Raw genomic sequence first — 16,215 nt, forward strand, 5'->3', positions numbered from 1 at the left:
CCCACATCCCTCGACACACACAGACAGACAGGCAGGCAAGCATCCGATGGCACAGTGCTGCATCAACCCCAGCATCCTCTCGGCCGATTTCGTCAACCTCGAAGCCGAACTGCGGCGCATCAGTACCGCCGATGCCGTGCACGTGGACGTGATGGACAACCATTTCGTGCCGAACCTGACCATCGGGCTGCCGGTGGTGCAGCGAATCCGGGAAGTCAGCACCCTGCCCCTGGACGCGCACCTGATGATCGCCGACCCGGACCGCTGGGCGCCGGCATATGCCGAGTCGGGGATCGAATCCGTGACCTTCCATGTGGAAGCGGCGGCCGCCCCGGTCCGGCTGGCCAGGGAGCTGAGGTCCCGCGGGGCCAAGGCGGGCATGGCGCTGAAGCCAGCCACCGCCGTCGAGCCCTATCTGGATTTGCTCCCGGAGATGGACCTCCTGCTGATCATGACGGTCGAGCCGGGCTTCGGCGGGCAGTCTTTCCTGGACGTCACGCTGCCCAAGATCCGCAAGGCCGCCCGCGCCGTGGCGGGTTCGGGGCTGCCCGTGGCGATCCAGGTGGACGGGGGCGTCACCGAAGAGACCATCGTGCGGGCCGCCGAGGCCGGCGCCACCGTCTTCGTCGCCGGATCCGCCGTGTACGGCAAGGCCGATCCGGAGCAGGCCATCGCCTCGCTCCGGGCCGCGGCCGGCCGGCAGTCCGATTCCTGAGGCTCCTGTGACCGGTGTTACAGGTTGTGACGGGAAAGGAACCTGCCCATGCGGCAGTTGTGAGAGCATAGTTACGCAAACACAACGTGCTCCGGGGTCGGTGTAAGTCCGAACCGGCGGTTATAGTCCGCGACCCGCTGCCGAGAGTTCCGCCCGGAACTTCACGCAGCGGTTGAACCGGTGGAATTCCGGTACCGACAGTTAAAGTCTGGATGGGAGAAGCACGTACAGGTGGCAGCCATGGGGCCACCGGGTACGGTCGATGACCGCGGCCCGGAGACCCCGGACCTTCCGCTCTGTCGTTCCCCGGAGCCGCCGCGGCTCGAAAGGAACGGCATGGATTTTCTGCGGTGGCTCTTTGAAGCCCAGATTCCCGTAGCCGGCAGCGCTCTGCTGCTGCGCGAAGTTCTGGGCAACGTCTTCGGCCTGCTCAGCGCGCTCGGCGGAATGCGCCGGAAGGTGTGGGCCTGGCCCGTCGGCATCATCGGCAACGTGCTGCTGCTGACCGTATTCCTCGGGTCGCTCTTCGGCTCCGCCAATACCGCCAACCTCCTGGGCCAGGCCGGCCGGCAGGTCATGTTCATCGCCGTGGCCGTCTACGGCTGGAGGCGTTGGCGCTCCGCACGCAGCGGCGAGGGCCACGCCATTACCCCGCAGTGGGCCGGCGGCAAGGCGCGCCTGGGCCTGGTCGCCGCCTTGCTCCTGGGCACCGTCGCCCTGACCCCGATCTTCGCGGCCCTCGGCTCCTACGAGCCGGTCTGGGCCGATGCCTGGACCTTCGTCGGTTCATTGCTGGCCACCTACGGCATGGCACGCGGCTGGGTCGAATTCTGGCTGATCTGGGTGGCCGTCGACATTGTGGGCGTGCCGCTGCTGTTTAGCGCCGGCTACTACGCCAGCGCCTTTATGTACCTCTTCTACGGAGGCTTCACGCTGGTTGGATTCTTCGTCTGGTGGCGGGCCAACGCGCAGGCCAAGCCCGGCGTCGAAACCCTGCATCCCGATCCGCGCATAGGGCGCCCGGCCGGCGAGCAGGTGCAGGCGTGATGGGCCAGGCGGCAGTCGGCGCGGCCAGGGATTTCGCGCCGGCCGAGCAGCGCGCCATGGAGCTTGCGCTGGATGCCGCGCGGCAGGGCGTGCGCGGAGCAAACCCCCTCGTGGGCGCCGCCATCATCGACCCGCGGGGCGAGGTGGTCAGCATCGGTTACCACCGGGGCGCCGGCACACCCCACGCCGAAGTCGATGCGCTGGCGAACGTGTCCCCGGAGCGCGCCGCGGACCTGGCGGACTGCACCATGCTGGTGACCCTGGAGCCGTGCAACCACCGCGGCCGCACCGGCCCCTGTTCCGGCGCCATCCTGGACGCGGGCATCGGCTCGCTGGTCTACGCCACGGCCGACCCCACCGAGGCGGCCGCCGGCGGGGCGCAGCGGCTGGCCGAGGCCGGCGTCGCCGTGCGCACGGGACTGCTGCGGGAGCAGGCGCTGGACCTGAACCATCGCTGGTTCGAGGCCCGGCGGGAAGCGCGGCCGTTCACCACCCTGCACGTCGCGCAGACCGTGGACGGCCTGATTGCCGCGGCAGACGGCACCAGCCAATGGATCACCGGGGAAGAGGCGCGGGCGGACAGCCACGGCATCCGCGCCCGCGCGGACGCCATCATCGCCGGCAACGGAACCATCGCGGCCGACAACCCGAGGCTCACCGCCCGCGACCGGGCCGGACTCGAAACTCCGGGCCAGCCGCTGCGCGTGGTGATGGGGCGCCGAAAGGTCGCGGCAGACGCCGCGGTCCGCGGCACCGATAGCCGCTTCCTGCAACTGGCGACCCACGACCCGGCCGAAGTCCTGGCCGAACTGGCACGGCGCGGCATCGGCCACGCGATGATCGAGGGCGGAGCGACCGTCGCCTCGGCTTTCCTTCGCGCCGACCTGGTCGACGAACTCGTGCTCTACCTGGCACCCCTGATGCTCGGCGCCGGCACCCGTGCGGTGGCCGACCTCGGCATCGGGACGCTGTCCGAGGCCGGCCGCTGGCGTTGGGACACGGCCGGCGGCAGCACCCGAATCCTGGGCGCGGACCTGCGCCTGCACCTGGAACCCCTGCCGTCCCACGGCACTCAGAAAGGCAAATGAATGTTTACCGGAATCATCGCGGAACAAGGGCGCGTTGAATCGCTGGACCTGAGTCCGGCCACTGACAGCGCAGTGCTGACCTTCACCGCACCCGAAACGGCTGCCGGGCTCGGGCTCGGCGGGTCGATCGCCGTCAACGGCGTGTGCCTGACCGCAGTCGCGCTGGACGGCAGCCGGGTCAGCGTGGACGTGATGGGGGAGACCCTCACACGCACCACCACCGGTTCGCTCCGTCCGGGGCAGCCGGTCAACCTGGAACGCTGCGTCCCGGCCGGCGGACGGCTGGACGGACATGTGGTCCAGGGGCACGTGGACGGTGTCGGCACGCTGGCCGAACGCGAGGACCTGGGCGACTGGGAGCGGCTGCGCTTCACCGTTCCCGTGGAGCTGGCCCGTTACATCGCAGAGAAGGGCTCCATCGCCGTCGACGGCGTCTCGCTGACGGTCACGAACGTCAGCGATGCCGGTGCCGCGACGCAGTTCTTCGAAGTCGGCCTGATTCCCACCACGCTGGCCGACACCGGCCTGGGCGCGAAACAACCCGGCGACAGCGTCAACCTGGAAGTGGACGTCCTCGCCAAGTACGCCGAACGGCTCCTGGCCTTCACCACCGGAGCCAGGGCATGAGCGCCGCGGTGGAGCCGCGGATCGCGCTCGACACGATCGAAGCCGCTGTGGCGGCGGTCGCCGCCGGCCGCCCCGTCGTCGTCGTTGATGACGAGGACCGGGAAAACGAAGGCGACATCATCTTCGCCGCCGACGCCGCGACCCCCGAACTGATGGGCTGGACCATCCGCTATACCTCGGGCGTCATCTGCGTGCCACTGCCGGCGGCGCGGGCCGACGAACTGGGGCTGCCGCCCATGGTCGAAGTCAACCAGGATGCCAAGGGAACGGCCTACACGGTTTCCTGCGACGCGGCCGACGGCGTGACCACCGGCATCAGTTCCGCCGACCGTGCGCGCACCGCCGTGGTGCTGGCGGCGGCGGACAGCACTGCCGCCGACCTGACCCGGCCCGGGCATGTCTTCCCGCTGCGGGCGGTCGACGGCGGCGTGCTCGCGCGGCGCGGACACACCGAAGCCGCCGTGGACCTGTGCCGACTGGGCGGGCGTGCGCCGGTGGGCGTCATCGCGGAACTGGTGCACGATGAAGGGGACATGATGCGCCTGCCGGCGCTGCGCGCCTTTGCTGACGAGCACGGCTGCCCGCTGGTTTCGATCGAAGACCTCGCGAACCACCTGGCCGGGAACGCGGACACCGCCGGCCTGCCGAAGGCGGCGAACCATGGACGGTAAGGACATCCGCGAAAAGACTCCGGCCGCCACGGTCGAGGGTGGGCCCGCGGTCCAGCTGCCCACGGCCTTCGGCAGCTTCACCGCCCAGGCGTGGACCGATGCCGCCACCGGCGTGGAGCACCTGAGCATCACCTCGCAGGTCAGTCCGGCGGCCGAACCTCTGGTCCGGCTGCACTCCGAATGCCTGACCGGCGACGTCTTCGCCTCCTACCGCTGCGACTGCGGCGAGCAATTGGAGCAGGCGCTGGCCATGATCGGAGAGCACGGCGGGACGGTCCTGTACCTGCGCGGGCAGGAGGGGCGCGGCATCGGGCTGGCCAACAAGATGCGGGCCTACGCGCTGCAGGAAGCCGGCGCCGATACGGTGGAGGCCAACGAGCAGCTGGGCCTGCCCGTGGACGCGCGGGACTACTCCGCCGCCGCCGCCATCCTGCGGGCGATGGGCATCGGCGCCATCCGGCTGCTGAGCAACAATCCTGCCAAGAGCAGCATGCTGGCGGCGCTGGGCATCGATGTGGTCGAGATGGTGGCCGCGGAGGTTCCCTTCCGGGAGCAGAACCGCCGCTACCTGGAGACCAAGCGGGACCGGATGGACCACCGGCTGGCCGTCCTGCAGACAACGCCCGTGCAGCAGAGCTGACGCCTGCGCGCAAGCACCCACCAACAACCACCGACGAGAGTTTCACGAAGGAAGAACATGAGCGGACACGGAGCACCCACCATCGACATCACCGGCCTGCAGGCGGAGACCGGCGCGCTAAAGCTCGCCATAGTCGCCGCCAGTTGGCACACCGAGATCATGGACGGGCTGGTCGACGGCGCGCTGCGGGCGGCAACCGAGGCGGGCATCGGGGAACCGGCCCTGGTCCGGGTGCCCGGGGCTTTCGAGCTGCCCGTCGCCGCCGCCCGGCTGGCGCCCCACTATGACGCCGTGGTGGCGCTCGGCGTTGTGATACGCGGCGGGACGCCGCACTTCGAGTACGTCTGCCAGGCCGCCACCGAGGGCCTGACCAGCGTCAGCGTGCAGACCGGCACGCCGGTGGGATTCGGGGTGCTTACCTGCGACACCGAGCAGCAAGGCCTGGACCGCGCCGGTTTGGCGGGCTCCAGCGAGGACAAGGGCCACGAAGCGGTGACCGCCGCCCTGGCGACCGCGGCCACGCTCCGAGGCCTCGGCGTCTAAGGCGGGCCGCGGCGCGGCGCGGCGCGGCGCGGCGTCCGAAGTGGACCGTCGCGCGGCGCCGCATCTGGAAGCGGCCCGCCGCGCGGCGCCGGAGGCATTCGTCACAATGGGAACGGCGGTTTGCCGCCCCCACGCGCTCCTGACGTAGTCTAAAGGGCGTGAAATCCTTCGAATCCCTGTTTGCGGAACTGAGCGAAAAGGCGCAGCAGCGCCCGGAGGGCTCCCGTACGGTAGCCGAGCTGGATTCCGGCATCCACGGAATCGGGAAGAAGGTCGTCGAAGAGGCCGCCGAAGTCTGGATGGCAGCCGAACACGAATCCGACGAAGCCGCCGCAGAGGAAATCTCCCAGCTCCTCTACCACCTGCAGGTCCTGATGATCGCCAAGGGCCTGCGGCTGGAAGACGTCTACAAGCATCTGTAGCGGGACGCCGCCCCTGCGCGGCGCCCCGCCCAGACCCAGGCCTATTCCACACTTGCGAGGCCCTGCTGCGGCCGAGACGATCCCAGAAAGACCCCCACATGCTGCGTGTAGCTGTTCCCAACAAAGGTTCCCTGTCCGAAGCCGCCTCCGCCATGCTGGGCGAGGCCGGCTACCTCCAGCGCCGCGACAGCCGCGAACTGGTCATGACCGATGCCGACAACGACATTGAGTTTTTCTTCCTCCGCCCGCGCGACATCGCCGTCTACGTAGGCTCCGGCACCCTTGACGTCGGGATCACCGGACGTGACCTGTTTTTGGACGCACAGGTGGACGCCGTCGAGCTGATGAACCTCGGCTTCGCGGCGTCCACGTTCCGGTTCGCCGGTCCGCTCGGCGAGTTCACCAGTGCCGCGCAACTGAACGGCAAGCGCCTGGCCACCAGCTATGACGGGCTGCTGCGCAGCTACCTGGCCGAGCACGGGATCGACGCCTCCGTCGTCCGGCTGGACGGCGCGGTGGAGTCCTCCGTGCGCCTCGGCGTTGCCGACGCGATTGCAGACGTTGTGGAGACCGGCAACACGCTCCGGGCCGCCGGGATGGAAATCTTCGGGGACCCCATCCTGAAGTCCGAGGCCGTGCTGATCGGCCGCGCGGGGGAGACCCCGGCCAATGGGCTGGACGTGCTGATGCGCCGGCTGCGCGGCGTGATTGTTGCCCGCGAGTACGTCATGATGGACTACGACATCCGCAAGGACCTCGTGGACGCCGCCGCGGCGCTGACCCCGGGGCTGGAGTCACCGACCATCTCGCCGCTGCGCGATACCGGCTGGGTGGCCGTGCGCTCGATGGTCCGCCGCACGCAGACCAACCGCATCATGGACGAGCTCTACGATCTCGGTGCCCGGGCCATCCTGGTCAGCACCATCCACGCCTGCCGCATCTGACTGCCCCGGAGTACGCCATGACTGTTGCCATCCGTGTGATCCCCTGCCTGGACGTCGACGCCGGACGCGTGGTCAAGGGAATTAATTTCGAAGGCCTGCGCGACGCCGGTGACCCGGTGGAACTGGCGCACCGGTACGACCGTGCCGGAGCCGACGAGTTGACCTTTCTGGACGTCACCGCCTCCTCCGGCAACCGCGAGACGACGTTCGACGTCGTGGCCCGCACCGCGGAGGAAGTCTTCATCCCGCTGACCGTGGGCGGCGGCGTGCGCGAGGTCGCCGACGTCGACAAACTGCTGCGCTTCGGGGCGGACAAGGCCGCCATCAACACCGCCGCGGTCGCCCGGCCCGATGTGATCGACGAAATCACCCGCCATTTCGGTTCCCAGGTGCTGGTGCTCTCGCTGGATGCCCGCCGGACCGATGACCCCTCGGTGGCCTCCGGATTCGAAGTCACCACGCACGGCGGCCGCAAGGGCACGGGGATCGACGCGGTGCAGTGGGCCCGCGAGGCGGCCGACCGGGGAGTGGGGGAGTTGTTGCTCAACTCCATCGATGCTGACGGAACGAAGGACGGGTTCGACCTGGAGATGATCCGGGCGGTACGGGCGGCGGTGAAGGTCCCGCTGATAGCTTCCGGCGGCGCCGGCAAGCCCGCGCATTTCCCGCCGGCCGTCGCCGCGGGGGCGGACGCGGTGCTGGCCGCCTCGGTCTTCCATTTCGGGCCCGACGACGCCATCGCGCAGGTCAAGCAGGCGATCCGGGACGCGGGCTACCCGGTCCGGTGAGTCCCGGAGCCGGGGGAGCGGAAGGGTCAGAGGCCGATTTCGGCGCTGTCCAGCAGGGCCACGGCATCGGCCTGGCCCTCGAAGGTGACCAGCGCATGCCTGGTCCGGCCGGACGCATGCATCAGCAGTTCGCCCGGTTCTCCGCCGATGGCCACCGAGACGGGTGCCCGCTTGGCCACGTGCCGCGGGCCGTCCGGACGCACGAGCACGATGCCCAGGTCCACTCCCCGGTACAGCAAGGCCGCCCGCTTAACCAGTTCGTCCCACAGTGCCGCCGAATAGTCCTCGTCCAGCGCCCGCGGCGCCCAGCGGTCGGTGGCCCGGCGGATGTCTTCGGTGTGGACGAAGAATTCCACCAGGTTGGCCACCGTGTCTACGGCCGGAACCCTGAACGGGGACCAGGCCGGCGGGCCCGCGCGGAAGGCTTCCACCAGCTTGGCGTAGCCGGCCGGTTCCCGGGCTGTGTCCGCCACCTTGCGGGTGGCCTCGTCCGAAACCCTGGCCAGCGGCTTGAAGGCCAGGCCGAGGGCGGCACCCACTCGATGTTCACGGATGTACAGATGGGCGGCCAGTTCTGCGGTCTTCCACCCCTCGCACAGGGTGGGTGAATCCGGCCCGGCAGCCAGCAAGGTCTCGGCCAGGACTTCACGGGACGGATTTACGTAATGCATCTCTCTGAACCTAGCACGAAGGAGGCGCTTGCGGGCCGATAAATGTGTACGTGCGCCCGCGCCGGCGCGGGCGGGGGCCTCCGGGACTTGGCACTAGACTTGTAGGGATGCCTTCCGAGTCTGATTACCCCACAACAGTGCCGTCCGGGGCCGGCGCAACGGCCCTCGACCCAGCCGTCGCCGGCCGGCTCAAGCGCGACTCCGCCGGCCTGGTCGCCGCGATCGTCCAGCAGTTCGACTCCGGTGAGGTGCTGATGCTGGGCTGGATGGATGACGAGGCGCTGCACCGCACCTTGACCAGCGGCCGCGTGACCTTCTACTCGCGCTCGCGCCGGGAGTACTGGCGCAAGGGCGACACCTCCGGCCACGTGCAGTTCGTCAAGTCGGTGGCCCTGGACTGCGACGGCGACGCCCTGTTGGTCCGGGTAGACCAGGTCGGCGCCGCCTGCCACACCGGCACCCGCACCTGCTTTGACGGCCGGGGCCTCGACGCCGTCGCCGGCCACAGCGCCGAACCGGACGCAAGCCAAGGAGCATCCGGCACCTGAACCGGCCCCCTGACCACCGCAGTATCAGCCACTGAAGCGAAAGACAGATAACGCATGCAGGACCTTGGCGTCATCAGCCCCAGCCTGGAGGAATTCCGCGCGCTGGCCCGCGACCGCAGGGTCATCCCGGTCTCCATCAAGGTGCTCGCCGATGACCAGACTCCCATTTCCATCTACCGCAGGCTGGCCGATTCCCGGCCGGGAACCTTCCTGTTGGAGTCGGCCGCCGTCGGCGGAGTCTGGTCCCGCTATTCCTTCATCGGTGCCAACTCGCGGGCCACGCTCACGACCAGGGACGGGCAGGCGCACTGGCTGGGGGAGCCGCCGGTGGGCGTGCCGCGCACCGGCAACCCGGTGGAGGCCCTGCGCGGCACGGTGGAGGCGCTGCGGACCGAACGGTTCGACTCGCTCCCGCCGCTGACGTCCGGGCTGGTGGGATTCGTCGGCTGGGAGGCCGTGCGGCACTGGGAAAAGCTGACGTCCCCGCCGGAAGACGACCTGAACCTGCCGGAACTGGCCATGAACCTTGTTACCGACCTCGCCGTGCACGACAACGCCGAAGGCACGGTCACGCTGATCGCCAACGCCATCAACTTCGACAACCGCGACGAGCGCGTGGACGAGGCATGGCTGGACGCCGTGAAACGCGCCAAACACCTGCTGGCGCAGCTCGCTGAACCGCTCGCGCAGCAGGTGTCGGTGCTGGAAGACGCCGCCCTGGAAACCGCCGACCTGATGAACAGCGTGACCCACCGCTGGGCCCGGGAGAAGTATTTGGCGGCCGTGGACCGCGGCAAGGAAGCAATCGTCGACGGCGAAGTGTTCCAGGTGGTAATCTCGCGCCGGTTCGAGGCCGAATGTTCTGCCGAGGCCCTCGACGTCTACCGCGTGCTGCGGAACCTGAATCCCAGCCCCTACATGTACCTGTTCAGCCTGGAAGACGCCGACGGCGTGGGCTACTCGATCGTGGGTTCCTCCCCGGAGGCACTGGTCACCCTGACCGGCGACGAGGTCATCACCCACCCGATCGCCGGATCCAGGCCCCGCGGACACAGCGTGGAGCATGACAAGGAACTGGCCGAGGAATTGCTCGCCGACCAGAAGGAACGGGCGGAGCACCTGATGCTCGTGGACCTGGCCCGCAACGACATCTCCAAGGTCTGCACGCCCGGCAGCGTCGACGTCACTCAGTTCATGGAGGTGGAGAAATTCAGCCACATCATGCATCTGGTCTCCACCGTGGTCGGCCGGCTGTCGCCGGACAAGACCGCCTACGACGTGCTGGCCGCGACGTTCCCGGCGGGCACGCTCTCCGGTGCGCCCAAACCCCGCGCCCTGAGGCTGTTGGACGAACTCGAACCGCACCGCCGGGGCATCTACGGCGGCGTGGTGGGCTACCTGGACTTTGCCGGGGACATGGATATGGCCATCGCCATCCGCTCGGCGCTGCTGCGCGGCGGCGTCGCCTACGTCCAGTCCGGCGGCGGGATCGTGGCCGACTCCCAGCCGGAGGCCGAGGCGCTGGAGACCGTGAACAAGGCGGCGGCGCCGCTGCGGGCAGTGACCCTGGCATCGCGGCTCCACCCGGCCAACCCGGCACACGTACCGGTCAAGGGGCAGCAATGAGCGAAGAGAACACCTCCCCGGCCCGGGACGCGGCACCGGCGCCACGGCCTGCCGCCGCGCGTTGGCGGCGCAAGGGCACGGTGGTGCTCGCCGCCGTCGTGATGTCGCTGGCCGCCTTTGGCACCACGACGCAAACCTGGCTCACGGCCCGGTTCCCGGGCACCCGGGTGCAGACCCCCGACGTGAGCGTGCCCGGCAGCGACGCCGCTACCGCGGTGACGGCCCTGGCGCTGGTGGCACTGGCCGCCGCCCTGGCGGCTTCCATCGCCGGCCGGATCGCCCGCATCGTGATCGCCGTGCTGCTGGCCGCGGCCGGCATCGGCATCTCTGCCGCCAGCCTCACGGTGATCGCCAACCCGGCCGGGGCCGCTTCGGCGGCCATCGGGGAGGCGACCGGGCAGATCGGGGGAGAAGCCGCCGTCGGCATCACGGTCTTCCCTTACCTGGGCGCCGCCGCCGGTGTCCTGCTGTTGCTGACGGCCGTCTGGCTGCTGGCGGCCGGGCGTTCCTGGGCCGCGTCGAAGAAGTACGTGCCGGCAACCGAGCGGCAGGCCGACGGCATGCCGTCCGACCGGGCCGGCAGCGTGGACGAAATCGACAGCTGGGACCAGCTCAGCCGGGGCAACGACCCGACCGACTGAACCGCCGGCCGCGCCGGCACCGGGCAGCAGGGCCGCCGGCAGCCGTGTCACACTGGCCTGCCGCGCCCGCAAACAATGGCAGAATGAAGTAGCAGAACCGTTTTTAGAGGGAGATACACCATGGGCAACCAGGCCACCGCCACCGAAACCGCGATGAAGACGGACCCGGCAGGCAGCATCCACGACGAGGTCATCGGCCACGGCAACAGCCCCGCCGCCTGGACCTGCGTGCTCATCATGATCTTGGGCTCCATCGTGGGCGGCATCGGCTTCGCCATGGCCTCGTCCCCGGTTTTCTGGGCCGGCGTGGCAATCATGTTCATCGGCCTGATCGTCGGCTGGATCATGAAGAAGGTCGGCTACGGCGTGGACGGCAGCAAGATCCAGGGCAGCGGACACTGAACGTGACCGTTCTCGACGACATTATCGTTGGAGTCCGCGAAGACCTCGAGTCCCGGCGCGCCCAGGTTCCGCTGGCGCAGATCCAGCGGCTGGCCGCGGCCGCGCCGGCCCCGCGTGATGCTTACGCGGCCCTGGGCGGCAACGATTCGCCGCGAACGGCGCTCAAGGTGATCGCCGAGGTCAAGCGCAAGAGCCCCTCCAAGGGCGATCTGGCCTCCATCGCCGATCCGGCCCAACTGGCCGCCGGTTACGAACGCGGCGGTGCCGCCGTGATCAGCGTGTTGACGGAGCAGCGCCGGTTCAACGGCTCGCTGGCCGACTTCGATGCGGTGCGCGCCGCGGTGGACGTTCCGCTGCTGCGCAAGGACTTCAACGTCGACGAGTACCAGATCTTCGAGGCACGCGCCCACGGCGCTGACCTGGTGCTGCTGATCGTCGCCGCATTGGACGACGAGCGGCTGAAGGCCTTGTTGGCGCTGACCCACGAACTGGGCATGGAGGCCCTGGTGGAGACGCATACCGCCGAAGAAATCGACCGCGCCGTCGCCGTGGACGCACGCATCATCGGCGTGAACGTCCGCAACCTGAAGACCCTGGACGTGGACCGCTCGGTGTTCGCCGGATTGGCGGGCCGGATCCCCGCCGGCGCCGTGGTGGTGGCCGAATCCGGAGTCCGCGGAGTGGACGACGTGCGTGACTACGCCAGGCAGGGCGCCGACGCCGTCCTGGTGGGCGAGGCGCTCGTCATCACGGGCGATCCGGGAGCCGCCGTGGCCGAGTTCGGCGCGGCGGGCGCCGAGGCCATTGCCGCGCGCGGCTGAACCAACGCGCCACACAACTTAAGAATCCCCCAGGGGCAGGCAGGGCCGGTTGCGGCTGGCCGTCCTGCCTCCAGTAACAGACAGGACGGCCATGACGCAGAGCCCCGATACCCCGGCGGAGCCCGGAAACACCCAGGAACCGGCCGATGCCTTCCTGGCCGGCGGCAGCCTCCGCCATGCCCCCGGCCCCTATTTCGGTGCCTTCGGCGGGCGCTGGATGCCGGAATCCCTGATTGCTGCGCTGGACGAACTGGAAGACACCTTCGACAAGGCCAAGGCAGACCCGGAGTTCATTGCCCAGGTCGCCGAGCTGAACAAGAACTATTCGGGCCGGCCCTCGCTGCTGACCGAAGCCAAGCGCTTCTCCCGGCATGCCGGCGGCGCCCGGATCTTCCTCAAGCGCGAGGACCTGAACCATACCGGCTCGCACAAGATCAACAACGTGCTGGGCCAGGCCCTGCTGGCCCAGCGCATGGGCAAGACGCGCATCATTGCGGAGACCGGTGCCGGCCAGCACGGCGTGGCCAGTGCCACCGCCGCCGCACTGCTCGGCATGGAGTGCGTGGTCTACATGGGCGCCGAAGACACCCGCCGGCAGGCCCTGAACGTGGCCCGGATGGAGCTCCTCGGAGCCACCGTCGTGCCCGTCACCGCCGGGTCGCAGACGCTCAAGGACGCCATCAACGAGGCCCTGCGCGATTGGGTGGCCAATGTGCACAACACCCACTACCTGCTGGGCACCGCCGCCGGCGCCCACCCCTTCCCGGCGCTCGTCCGCTATTTCCACGAAGTCATCGGCGAGGAAGCCCGCGCGCAGATCCTGGACCAGACCGGCCGGCTGCCGGACGCCGTCTGCGCCTGCATCGGGGGCGGTTCGAACGCCATCGGCATCTTCCACGGCTTCCTCGACGACCGGAACGTCGCGCTGTACGGCTTTGAGGCCGGCGGCGACGGCGTCGACACCGGCCGCCATGCCGCAACCATCACGCTGGGCCGGCCCGGCGTGCTGCACGGCGCGCGCTCCTACCTCATGCAGGATGAAGACGGCCAGACCATAGAGTCGCATTCGATCTCGGCCGGGCTGGACTATCCCGGTGTCGGGCCCGAGCACTCCTACCTGTCGGACATCGGCCGGGCCAGCTACGAGCCGGTCACCGACAGCGAGGCGATGGACGCTTTCCGGCTGCTCTGCCGCACCGAGGGCATCATCCCGGCCATCGAGTCGTCGCACGCCCTGGCCGGGGCGCTGCGGGTGGGCAAGCGCCTGACCGAGGGCAAGGATCATCCGCAGGACGTCATCATCGTCGTGAATCTTTCCGGCCGGGGCGACAAGGACGTCGCCACCGCGGCGGAATGGTTCGGCCTGCTGCCGGACGAATCGCCCGAGGCCGAAATCGGCTCCGAAGGAGAGCAGCTGTGAACAATACCGCCACCGCCAGCAAATCCGCCGCGGCCATCGACCGGGCCCTGGCCGACGGCCGGACCGCCCTGATCGGCTATCTGCCCGCCGGCTACCCCGACGTCCAGACCACCATCGACGCCGCCGTCGCGCTGGCGGAGAACGGCGTCGACGTCATTGAGATCGGCATCCCGTACTCCGACCCGGTGATGGACGGCGCCGTCATCCAGGCCGCCACCGTGCAGGCGCTGAAGGACGGCTTCCGGGTCAGCCAGGTGTTCGACATCGTCGCCGGCATCACCGCCCGCTGCGACGCCGCCGTGCTGGTGATGACGTACTGGAATCCGGTCCTGCGGATGGGCGTCGACGAGTTCTCCCGCCGGCTGGCCGAGGCCGGCGGCGCCGGGCTGATCACCCCGGACCTGATTCCGGACGAGGCGGCCGAATGGTTCGAGGCTTCGGACAAGTACGGGCTGGACCGCGTGTTCCTGGTCGCCCCGTCGTCCTCCCCGGAGCGGATGGCGATGACGGTCAAGGCCAGCCGCGGGTTTGTCTACGCGGTGTCGATCATGGGCGTCACCGGCGCCCGCGAGAGCGTTTCCGGCGCCGCCGAGCGCGTGGTGCGGTCGGCGCATGAGGCCGGAGCCGAACGGGTCTGCGTTGGCCTGGGCGTCTCCAGTCCCGAGCACGTACGCGAGATTGGCGCGTATGCCGAAGGCGCCATCGTGGGCACCGCGCTGGTGGCCGAACTCGGCAACGCCGGCGTGCCGGCACTGGGCAAGCTCGCGGCGCGGCTAAGCGAAGGCACAGCCCGGGCCTGACAGAATAACCGGTGGCCAGCGGTTTGCCGCGGGCCGCGCCCGACCCGCAACTTTCGGCCAAGAGGACTCACCTGGTGTACAGCACGACTATCGCAACGGCCGTACCGGCCTCCATCCCCAGCCCCGGCTGGTCCGGATTCAGCATCGGCCCGCTCACCATCCACGCGTACGCGCTGTGCATCCTGCTGGGCATCGTCGCGGCCATCTGGCTCACCCACCGCCGCTGGAAGGCCCGCGGCGGGCCGGAAGAATTCATCTGGGACGTGGCCATCTGGGCCATCCCGTTCGGCATTGTCGGCGGCCGTCTCTACCACGTGTTCTCCTCGCCCGACGCCTACTTCGGGCCGAACGGCGACCTCGGCCTGATCCCGCAGATTTGGCGCGGCGGGCTCGGAATCTGGGGAGCGGTGGCACTGGGCCTGGTCGGTGCCTGGATCGGGTGCCGCCGGGCCGGCTTCAAGCTGCCGGCCTTCATGGACGCCGCCGCACCCGGCGTGCTGCTGGCACAGGCGATCGGCCGCTGGGGCAACTGGTTTAACCAGGAACTCTTCGGCGCCCCCACCACGCTGCCCTGGGGCCTGGAGATCGACGCCGACAACCCCAACTTCCCGGCCGACGCGGAACCGGGCACGCTGTTCCACCCCACCTTCCTCTATGAGTCCCTGTGGAACCTGGCGGGCGTGGCGCTGCTGCTGCTCCTGGACCGGCGCTTCAAGTTCCGCCGCGGCATGCTGTTCTGGCTGTACGTCGCGTTCTATACCCTCGGCCGGGTCTGGATCGAAATGCTGCGCATCGACGATGCCGAAATGATCACGATCTTCGGCATCACCCAGCGGCTGAACGTCTGGACGTCGCTGCTGCTGCTGGTCGCCGCCGTCGTGATCTTCATCGTGCTGGCGCGCCGTCCGAGGACCGCGGAGACCGACTCCCTGTACCTGCCGGGCCGCGAGCCCTCGGCAGTCGCGGAAGGGGCCGAATCCGGCCAGGCCGCGGCTCGGCAGGAGAACGCCTCCAAGCACGACGGCGGACCCCGCGCCGGCGGGGCAGGATCCTCCGTGATCGCGGGGGAGAAGGCCGAAACCGCTGCCGGGAGGCCCGACGAGAAGGCCGGGGAGCCTGCCGCGGACGAAGCTCCTTCAGCCGAGGCCGCCGTCAAGCCCGCGGATGCGGCCAAGCCTGCAGCCGAGACCGCCGCCAAGCCCGCGAATGCTGCCAACCCCGCGGATGCTGCCAAGCCCGCCGATGCGGCCAAGGCCCCCAAAGCCGCCGATGCCGCGGCCGGGAACGACCCGCTCAGGGCGGACAACAACCGCAGCCAGAACTAGTTTCTTCCCCGCGCAGCCGCCGGAACGCAGCAATCCGACGTTCCGGCGGCTTCGTGCGCTCCGGACTGCCGCGGCAATCCGAAAAGCGGTCGGTAAAAAACCGGAAAAGCCTGTGTTGGGGGTCCCCGCCGTGCTATCGTCGCTCTACCGCAGAACAGACTCGCTCCGCGGCCGGTCCGCCCTCACCGTCGGTCCGAACCATCAGTACGCACCTCCCGGACCACCAACCGGGCGCAGGCATGCGGCGTACCGACCACACTGACGTGGATTCTCCGCCGGACAGGCGCACCACCCAGTGCGGTCCCGGCGGCCGTGGCCGATCGACCGCACAGTTCATCCTGGCGGCCCCCATCCGACCCCTGGACACCGAATGCGCTGTGCGGGGTGAGCTGGCCACAGAATCCATGGATCACGGGCCTGCTTGCTCGAGCGGGCCCGGGCGGGGCCAGCGCCGTCCCCTTCTCACCTACATCCAG

Annotated in this window: 19 protein-coding genes and 1 riboswitch; of the genes, 18 read left to right on the forward strand and 1 reads right to left on the reverse strand. The window is 69.5% G+C overall.

The window, feature by feature from the left end; genetic code table 11:
• The first annotated feature begins 46 nt into the window (after positions 1-46).
• From rpe to hisF, 10 genes are all read left to right on the forward strand, one after another.
• Entirely contained in the window at positions 47-715 is a 669-nt protein-coding gene (gene rpe / locus AC5RWG_RS00940) for a ribulose-phosphate 3-epimerase (RefSeq protein WP_494166246.1), read from the forward strand.
• A gap of 83 nt (positions 716-798) precedes the next feature.
• Positions 799-943, forward strand: a riboswitch (FMN riboswitch).
• A gap of 108 nt (positions 944-1,051) precedes the next feature.
• Positions 1,052-1,762, forward strand: a complete 711-nt coding sequence (gene pnuC, locus AC5RWG_RS00945; protein ID WP_494076002.1) for a nicotinamide riboside transporter PnuC — start codon at positions 1,052-1,054, stop codon at positions 1,760-1,762.
• Positions 1,762-2,850 (forward strand): bifunctional diaminohydroxyphosphoribosylaminopyrimidine deaminase/5-amino-6-(5-phosphoribosylamino)uracil reductase RibD, encoded by a 1,089-nt coding sequence (gene ribD, locus AC5RWG_RS00950; RefSeq protein ID WP_494166247.1) that lies wholly within the window; start codon positions 1,762-1,764, stop codon positions 2,848-2,850. Before pnuC ends, ribD begins: the two co-directional genes overlap by 1 nt.
• On the forward strand, positions 2,851-3,477 hold the full coding sequence (locus tag AC5RWG_RS00955) for a riboflavin synthase (protein WP_493999582.1): 627 nt from the start codon (positions 2,851-2,853) through the stop codon (positions 3,475-3,477).
• Positions 3,474-4,148 carry a 3,4-dihydroxy-2-butanone-4-phosphate synthase gene (gene ribB / locus AC5RWG_RS00960; protein ID WP_493999583.1) on the forward strand — a complete coding sequence of 225 codons (675 nt, stop codon included), beginning with the start codon at positions 3,474-3,476 and terminating at the stop codon, positions 4,146-4,148. The genes AC5RWG_RS00955 and ribB overlap by 4 nt, the downstream gene beginning before the upstream one ends.
• Positions 4,138-4,788 (forward strand): GTP cyclohydrolase II, encoded by a 651-nt coding sequence (gene ribA, locus AC5RWG_RS00965; protein WP_493999584.1) that lies wholly within the window; start codon positions 4,138-4,140, stop codon positions 4,786-4,788. The genes ribB and ribA overlap by 11 nt, the downstream gene beginning before the upstream one ends.
• A 57-nt stretch (positions 4,789-4,845) precedes the next feature.
• Positions 4,846-5,331, forward strand: coding sequence for a 6,7-dimethyl-8-ribityllumazine synthase (ribH, locus tag AC5RWG_RS00970; RefSeq protein ID WP_493999585.1), 486 nt, complete (start codon positions 4,846-4,848; stop codon positions 5,329-5,331).
• 158 nt (positions 5,332-5,489) lie between these two features.
• Positions 5,490-5,753, forward strand: coding sequence for a phosphoribosyl-ATP diphosphatase (locus AC5RWG_RS00975; RefSeq protein WP_493977843.1), 264 nt, complete (start codon positions 5,490-5,492; stop codon positions 5,751-5,753).
• Between the two features lie 98 nt (positions 5,754-5,851).
• Complete coding sequence (gene hisG / locus AC5RWG_RS00980; RefSeq protein ID WP_493999586.1) at positions 5,852-6,697, forward strand: ATP phosphoribosyltransferase; 846 nt, start codon at positions 5,852-5,854, stop codon at positions 6,695-6,697.
• 17 nt (positions 6,698-6,714) lie between these two features.
• Entirely contained in the window at positions 6,715-7,485 is a 771-nt protein-coding gene (gene hisF / locus AC5RWG_RS00985) for an imidazole glycerol phosphate synthase subunit HisF (RefSeq protein WP_493999587.1), read from the forward strand.
• 26 nt (positions 7,486-7,511) lie between these two features.
• Here the strand turns inward: hisF and AC5RWG_RS00990 are convergent, their stop codons facing one another.
• Positions 7,512-8,156, reverse strand: a complete 645-nt coding sequence (locus AC5RWG_RS00990; RefSeq protein ID WP_493999588.1) for a TIGR03085 family metal-binding protein — start codon at positions 8,154-8,156, stop codon at positions 7,512-7,514.
• 107 nt (positions 8,157-8,263) lie between these two features.
• Here AC5RWG_RS00990 and hisI point away from each other — a divergent pair, with 107 nt between their 5' ends.
• The 8 genes from hisI (at position 8,264) to lgt (ending at position 15,739) form a co-directional block, all read left to right on the forward strand.
• Positions 8,264-8,704: a phosphoribosyl-AMP cyclohydrolase gene (gene hisI, locus AC5RWG_RS00995; protein ID WP_494013880.1), complete on the forward strand. Its 441-nt coding sequence runs from the start codon at positions 8,264-8,266 to the stop codon at positions 8,702-8,704.
• A 54-nt stretch (positions 8,705-8,758) separates the two neighbouring features.
• Positions 8,759-10,330 (forward strand): anthranilate synthase component I, encoded by a 1,572-nt coding sequence (locus tag AC5RWG_RS01000; RefSeq protein WP_494013881.1) that lies wholly within the window; start codon positions 8,759-8,761, stop codon positions 10,328-10,330.
• Positions 10,327-10,971, forward strand: coding sequence for a Trp biosynthesis-associated membrane protein (locus AC5RWG_RS01005; protein ID WP_494013882.1), 645 nt, complete (start codon positions 10,327-10,329; stop codon positions 10,969-10,971). The genes AC5RWG_RS01000 and AC5RWG_RS01005 overlap by 4 nt, the downstream gene beginning before the upstream one ends.
• A gap of 120 nt (positions 10,972-11,091) precedes the next feature.
• Entirely contained in the window at positions 11,092-11,373 is a 282-nt protein-coding gene (locus AC5RWG_RS01010) for an HGxxPAAW family protein (protein ID WP_493999592.1), read from the forward strand.
• A 2-nt stretch (positions 11,374-11,375) separates the two neighbouring features.
• Complete coding sequence (gene trpC / locus AC5RWG_RS01015) at positions 11,376-12,194, forward strand: indole-3-glycerol phosphate synthase TrpC (RefSeq protein WP_494013883.1); 819 nt, start codon at positions 11,376-11,378, stop codon at positions 12,192-12,194.
• A 91-nt stretch (positions 12,195-12,285) separates the two neighbouring features.
• Positions 12,286-13,614 (forward strand): tryptophan synthase subunit beta, encoded by a 1,329-nt coding sequence (gene trpB / locus AC5RWG_RS01020; RefSeq protein ID WP_494023169.1) that lies wholly within the window; start codon positions 12,286-12,288, stop codon positions 13,612-13,614.
• Positions 13,611-14,414 carry a tryptophan synthase subunit alpha gene (gene trpA, locus AC5RWG_RS01025; protein ID WP_494025854.1) on the forward strand — a complete coding sequence of 268 codons (804 nt, stop codon included), beginning with the start codon at positions 13,611-13,613 and terminating at the stop codon, positions 14,412-14,414. The genes trpB and trpA overlap by 4 nt, the downstream gene beginning before the upstream one ends.
• A 74-nt stretch (positions 14,415-14,488) precedes the next feature.
• The gene (gene lgt / locus AC5RWG_RS01030) at positions 14,489-15,739 is read left to right on the forward strand and encodes a prolipoprotein diacylglyceryl transferase (RefSeq protein ID WP_494166248.1); all 1,251 of its coding nucleotides are present in this window, start codon (positions 14,489-14,491) and stop codon (positions 15,737-15,739) included.
• Positions 15,740-16,215 lie beyond the last annotated feature (476 nt).

The organism is Arthrobacter sp. Y3221160 (assembly GCF_059092585.1).